This is a genomic window from Pseudoxanthomonas sacheonensis (genome assembly GCF_010093305.1).
Lineage (GTDB): Bacteria > Pseudomonadota > Gammaproteobacteria > Xanthomonadales > Xanthomonadaceae > Pseudoxanthomonas_A > Pseudoxanthomonas_A sacheonensis.
Genome location: NZ_PDWS01000028.1, coordinates 20914 through 27025 on the forward strand (window position 1 = coordinate 20914; position 6112 = coordinate 27025).

The following is a 6112-nucleotide window of genomic DNA, read 5'->3' on the forward strand; positions in this document are numbered from 1 at the left end:
TCGCGGCTACGCTAGCCCGAACCAGGCCATGACTTGGCGTGTCTACCAGGGGAAAATCATGTTGAGCAGATGGGCGGCGTTGGCGCTGCTGTGCGTGGTTGTTGCGGCCGATGCGACGGAGGTGCAGCTGGACGTTGGCGGCACCCGCCTGCGCTACGAGCAACCTGCGGGTTACGTGAGGGTCAGCGAAGAGTCGCCGACGTTGTTCCGGTACCTGGAGTCGGCCATGCCTCCGGCCAACCGGCTGGTCGAAGCGTTCTATACGCCCGCCGATATACAGATACTGCTGGCCGGGGGAGAAAAGGTCGAGGACACCTATTTCATGGTGCAGTCGATCCGCATGCTCGAAAACCAGACCGTTAGCACCGCCGACTGGCGCCAGGTGCTGTCGCAGGCTTCGGCCGAGATGGGCAGGTTCGACGTCAATGCCGAAGTCGCCAGGGACGCCACGCGCGACAAACGCATGAGCCATGCGGCAGGCCAGCAAGTGCAGATGGAGTTCGGCAAGATCGTCACGCCGCAGGTCTATTCGCAGAACGACAACGAAGTCCGCTTCCTCATGCTCATTCCGGTGACCGTCAGTGTCGAGGGCCAGCCGCTGTCCATCAACGGGGTGTGCGCCGGTGCGATGCTGCTGGTCCGCAACAAACCATTGCTGGTCTATGCCTATCGCGCCACGTCCACTGCTGCGGACGTGACCGCCGCCAAACAGCAACTGGCGGTGGCCACCGATGCGCTGCTTTCGCTCAACGCCTCCAGCGCGGACGTGGCCACTTCGCCAGGCGCGAAACTCGGCCGAGGTCTCGACTGGAGCCGCATCGCCGTGAAGGCGGCGATTGGCGCCGGCATCAGCCTGTTGATCTGCTTGTTGGTCTGGATGCGCAACCGTCGTAACCAGGGCAGCTAAAGGGAATGAGGGCCACTACGAAAACGGGGTCAAGGACCGCAGGCTGGGTTGGCTTCATCAACCCAGCGCCGTTGCCCCGGCATTCTGCTTGCTAGCTCGATAGAGCCAACCCAGCGCACGCGCCCTAGTCCTGCCTCGTGTATTCAAGACGGACGGCCAGAGCTTCGGTGCCGCCATGACGTTCGTAGAAGTCGTAGGTGAAGTGATTGGCATCGCCGACCTTCAGCTCCGCGCGCAATGGCACTGCCTCGCTGGCTGCGGGGCCCGGCAAGATCCCCATGAACGTGTAGGTGCGCGAAGCGGCGTCATAGTCGCCGTGCGCGATGATCATGCCCGTGAAGTTGGTGTCCATCCAGCTGCTGTAATACCGGCCAATCGTGTTGTCGTAGCCTATATATCCAAGCGCTTCGAACGGCTTGTCCGGCGAGTCGATCCGGAGATCCTGGCGCAGGTGGCGTCCCCCGAGCACCATCGCATAGGTCGCGCTGCCGGTATCTATTTTGGGATCGTGGTCGCCGCTGCTCCAAAAGGACTGCGTGACTTTCCAAGCGCCGACCAGTTCGGCAAGCCGTCGATGCTCCGTGCCGACAACTCCGGCCTGCGCGGCCACCGTGGCACTTTTGTCGGCTATCGCGGTTGTCGTCTTCGTCGGGGGAGTGGATGCGGCTTGCGCCTGACCGGCAGTCAGGGTGAGAAAAAGTGCAATCAGCGTTGTCGATTTATGCATGGCCAATGGCTTCAGGCTGAGGAAAAGCCGAGCATGGGTCGGCATTTGTAGCCGATCAATAACGTCGGAGGTTATCGAACGAATGCTCCGCGAACCGCCCCGGTCTGCGCATAACGAGGCACCCCGTCATGGCGACCCGGTCAGGACGATGCGCTCGCCAATCGGGCGCAGACGGCGGCCGTATGATCGTCCGCCGGAAACGCGCATTCGATCCGCAGCTCATCCAGCGTCAGATCGCGCGGCATGGAGAACGTCGTAATCGTCTCGAAGAAACGCAATTCTCCTTCATCGCTGCGAAAGGCGAGGGTAAGAACGGGAGCGGGCCCGTTGATCAGGTCCCGTCGCCGCCAATGCTCCGGGACATCGGGGTACTGGAACAATTCGGATACCAGATTCCGGAGAACCGTATCGGTGGGCGAAGCGGCCAGCTGTTCCTGGGCGTGACGGATGAATTTTTCGGCGACTTCAGCCCAATTGACGATGACCGAGCGGAAGTCTTCCGGGTCGAAGACCTGGTGAAGCAGGTTCGCGTGCCGGCTGTTGCGGCCGTTCATCAGAAGGAGATTGATCCGCATCGCCGCCCGGTTGGCCTTGAGCACGTTCCAGTGTCGATCGAGCACGAATGCCGGATAGGGCTCCTGATGCGCGATGATCAGATCGATTGCCTGCCGCATCCGTTCGAGTGCCGGAGTCGAAAGCGCATTCTCCGGGAACTCCGGAGCGTAGCCGCCTGCGATCATGAGCGCATTGCGCTCGCGAAGAGGCATCTCCAAGGCGTTCGCCAGTCGGGAAATGATTTCGCGGCTCGGTTGCGCCTTGCCTGTTTCGACGTAGCTGAGGTGCCGCGCCGACATCCCCGCTTCCATCGCAAGGGCAAGCTGGCTCATGCGCCGCGCGACGCGCCACTCTCGCAGCAGAACACCAAGAGGCGTATACGGCAACGCATTGGCATCGGCCTGGAAAGTCATGGTTGGGTTTTTCATCGCACTGCCGGGGGGCTACTGCCGGAAGAATACGATAACCCCATGGCTATCCTGACCAGATGCTGGTCGAGCGGCCAGAAGGGAGGGAGGCGAATTTTAAGTCGCTTGATTGCCTCCGTCCTCTTTTTTTGCACGCCCTTTCCCCGGTTTTTCGTTCAAGGTTGCCGTAGCCCGCGGATGCGGTTTTAACCCGACCCTCGGGCCGGACCCAGCCCATGCGCTCGGGAAGAAGGGGGCACGACTGCCTTTTCCAACGGGGAACGGTACTCTGGGCCTGTTGACCTTCTGAAGAGGAGCACGAACTTATGCGCCGACCCTTGGCAGCATTGCTCGCACTAGGCTTGGCCCTGGCCGGCGCGCCTCTCCACAGCGCCACGCCCGCACCCACGAAGTCGGCCATGGAAGAAGCCGCCCTCGGCCGCTGGGACATAACCTTGCGAACTCCCGACGGCACCGCCCCCTCCTGGCTGGAAATCCGCCGCTCCGGCTCGCGAACGCTGGTGGGACAATTCGTAGGCGTAGTCGGCAGCGCGCGCCCGGTCTCGCATATCGAAGCGAAAGACGGCGAACTGCGCTTCTCCATTCCCGCCCAGTGGGAAAACGGCGCGGAAGACCTCTCGTTCAAGGCCCGCGTGCAGGGCGACAGGATGACCGGCTCGATGACCTTCCCCGATCGCAAGCGCTACGAGCTGACCGCTGCCCGCGCGCCCTCGCTGCGAAAGCCAGCGAACAACATCGTGCGCTGGGGCGAGCCCATCCGCCTGCTCAACGGCAAAGACCTGAGCGGCTGGCGCATGCAGGGCGATTCCCATTGGGAAGTCGCAGACGGCGTGCTGCGCAACACGGCCGGCGGCGGCGCCAACCTGGTGACCGAGCGCAAGTTCACCGATTTCAAACTGCACGTCGAACTGCGCCTGCCCGCGGGCAGCAACAGCGGCGTCTACCTGCGCGGACGTTACGAAGTGCAGATCGCCGACGCCCGGGGCGAGCCCGCCAGCGACGGCCTGGGCGCGGTGTACGGGTTTATTGCGCCGAGCGAAGACGCGGGCAAAGGTCCCAACCAGTGGCAGTCGCTGGACATCACGCTGGTCGGGCGTAGGATCACGGTCATGGTCAACGGCAAGACGGTGATCTGCGATCAGGAAATCCCCGGCATCACCGGCGGCGCGCTCGACAGCGACGAGGGCGCGCCGGGACCGCTGCTGCTGCAGGGCGACCACGGCGCAGTCGAATTCCGCAACCTGGTACTGACGCCCGCGCAATGAGCAAGGCCAGCGACAACAGCTTCGACGCCATCGTCATCGGCTCCGGCATTTCCGGCGGCTGGGCGGCCAAGGAGCTGTGCGAGAAGGGGCTGAAGACGCTGGTGCTGGAGCGCGGCCGCAGCGTCGAACACATCAAGGACTATCCCACCGCCAATTTGGCCCCCTGGGAGCTGCCGCATCGCGGCGTCATGCCGCGCGAGCTGGCCGAAGCCAACCCGATCATGAGCAGGATAGCCGGCGAGGACAACGCGCACTTCTTCGTCAAGGACAACGAACACCCCTACGTGCAGGAACGCCCCTTCGACTGGCTGCGCGGCTACCAGGTCGGCGGCCGCTCGCTGGTGTGGGGGCGCGGTTGCCAGCGCTGGAGCAAGTACGAGTTCACCGCGCCCGAGCGCCAGGGCTACGGCATCAACTGGCCGATCGGCTACGACGACATCGCGCCGTGGTATTCGCACGTGGAGCGGTTCATCGGCGTTACCGGCACGCGCGACGGACTGGAAGCGATGCCCGACGGCGAGTTCCAACCGCCGTTCGAAATGACCTGCATGGAGAAGCATCTCAGCGACAGCATCCATGCCCACTACGGCAACCGCTACGTGGTGCACGGCCGCTTCGCCCATCTCACCAAGCCGCTGGAAATCCATGCGCAGCAGGGCCGCGGTTCGTGCATGGCACGCAATCTGTGCATGCGCGGCTGTCCGTATGGTGGCTACTTCAGTTCCAACTCTTCCACGCTGCCGTGGGCGGAGAAGACCGGCAACCTGACGCTGCGCCCGCACGCGGTGGTGCATTCCATTCTTTACGACGAGGCCAAGGGCAAGGCGACGGGCGTGCGCGTGATCGACGCCAACACCCATGCCATCACCGACTACCACGCCCGTATCATCTTCGCGAATGCGTCGGCGCTGAACACCACGCTGATCCTGCTTAATTCGGTTTCATCGCGCTTTCCGCACGGGTTGGGCAACGACAACGGCCTGCTCGGCAAGTACGTGGCCTTCCAGAACTACCGCGCTTCCGGCGGCGGCAAGTTCGATGGCTTCGAGGATCGCTACCACTACGGCCGCAGGCCGTCGGAATGCATCATTCCCAATTTCCGCAACCTGGGCGAACAGGACATGGATTTCGTCGGCGGCTACACCACCTTCACCGGCGCCTCGCGCGGGCGCGGGGTGGAGACGCCGCAACGCCTGGGTGGTGCGTTCAAGGATGCGCAGACGCAGGTCGGGCCGTGGGACATCTATATGTACCTGCAGGGCGAGACCATTCCCAAGGAAACCAACCACGTGCGCCTGCACGAGACGAAGAAGGACGAGTGGGGCATCCCGCTGCTGGTCACTTCGGTGGGATACGACGACAACGACGAGCGTATGATCCGCGATTGGCGCACGCAGGCCGCCGCCATGCTGGAGGTCGCCGGCTGCCGCGATATCAAGACGGTGGACAACAGTTGGTCGCCGGGGCGCGACATCCACGAGATGGGCGGGTGCCGGATGGGCAGCGATCCGAAGACTTCGCTGCTCAATCGTTGGAATCAGTTGCACGCGTGCCCCAACGTGTTCGTCACCGACGGCGCCTGCATGACTTCCACCGGCAACCAGACGCCTTCGCTGCTGTACATGGCGCTGACGGCGCGCGCGGCCAATCATGCCGTGGAGGAATTGGGGAGGCAGAACCTGTGAACGAGCGGAAGCCGCTGATGATTGCCATGACGCGACGCGAGGCGTTGAAGACGGCGTCGGCTCTGCTGGGCGGCGCGTTGATCGTGCCCGCGGTGCTGACGGGGTGTGCGCCCGAGGACCAGAAGGCGGCACCGAAAGGCTTGCGCCTGGACGACGAGGCGCTGCTGGGCCATATCGCCGATACGTTGCTGCCGACGACTGCGGCTTCGCCGGGTGCGGCGGCGGCCGGGGTGGGGGCGACGATGTTCATGCTGCTCAGCGAATGCCAACCGGTCGAGGTGCAGCAGCGGGTGGCCGCCGGGTTGCAGGAGTTGCGGGCTGCTTGCCGGGCGCGTGGGGTTGCCGGCTTCGATGCGATGACGCAGGGGCAGCGGGAGCAGGTCCTGGGCGAGATCGACGCCGCTGCTCAGAAAGCCGGCGATACGCATTGGTTCGCTGTCACGCGGGGGCTGGCGCTGCATGCCTACTTCACTTCGGAAATAGGGATGACGCAGGCGACAAGGTTTGTGTTGGTGCCGGGGCGTTGGGAGGGGTGTGTGCCGTTG

At 63.8% G+C, this 6112-nt stretch carries 6 protein-coding genes; 4 read left to right on the top strand and 2 right to left on the bottom strand.

Annotated elements, in window-relative coordinates:
• Window positions 1–58 precede the first annotated feature (58 nt).
• Complete coding sequence (locus tag CSC73_RS18035; RefSeq protein ID WP_163843406.1) at window positions 59–907, top strand: hypothetical protein; 849 nt, start codon at window positions 59–61, stop codon at window positions 905–907.
• Between the two features lie 124 nt (window positions 908–1031).
• Here the strand turns inward: CSC73_RS18035 and CSC73_RS18040 are convergent, their stop codons facing one another.
• Both CSC73_RS18040 and CSC73_RS18045 read right to left on the bottom strand, forming a co-directional pair.
• On the bottom strand, window positions 1032–1679 hold the full coding sequence (locus CSC73_RS18040; protein ID WP_163843408.1) for a DUF1579 family protein: 648 nt from the start codon (window positions 1677–1679) through the stop codon (window positions 1032–1034).
• A gap of 95 nt (window positions 1680–1774) precedes the next feature.
• The gene (locus CSC73_RS18045) at window positions 1775–2602 is read right to left on the bottom strand and encodes a helix-turn-helix domain-containing protein (RefSeq protein ID WP_163843411.1); all 828 of its coding nucleotides are present in this window, start codon (window positions 2600–2602) and stop codon (window positions 1775–1777) included.
• 320 nt (window positions 2603–2922) lie between these two features.
• Here CSC73_RS18045 and CSC73_RS18050 point away from each other — a divergent pair, with 320 nt between their 5' ends.
• The 3 genes from CSC73_RS18050 to CSC73_RS18060 form a co-directional block, all read left to right on the top strand.
• Window positions 2923–3882, top strand: coding sequence for a 3-keto-disaccharide hydrolase (locus CSC73_RS18050; protein ID WP_163843415.1), 960 nt, complete (start codon window positions 2923–2925; stop codon window positions 3880–3882).
• Window positions 3879–5567 (top strand): GMC oxidoreductase, encoded by a 1689-nt coding sequence (locus CSC73_RS18055; RefSeq protein WP_163843419.1) that lies wholly within the window; start codon window positions 3879–3881, stop codon window positions 5565–5567. Before CSC73_RS18050 ends, CSC73_RS18055 begins: the two co-directional genes overlap by 4 nt.
• Window positions 5568–5584: 17 nt before the next feature.
• Window positions 5585–6112 (top strand): gluconate 2-dehydrogenase subunit 3 family protein (locus CSC73_RS18060; RefSeq protein ID WP_163843421.1); only part of this gene is annotated, 528 nt, incomplete at its 3' end.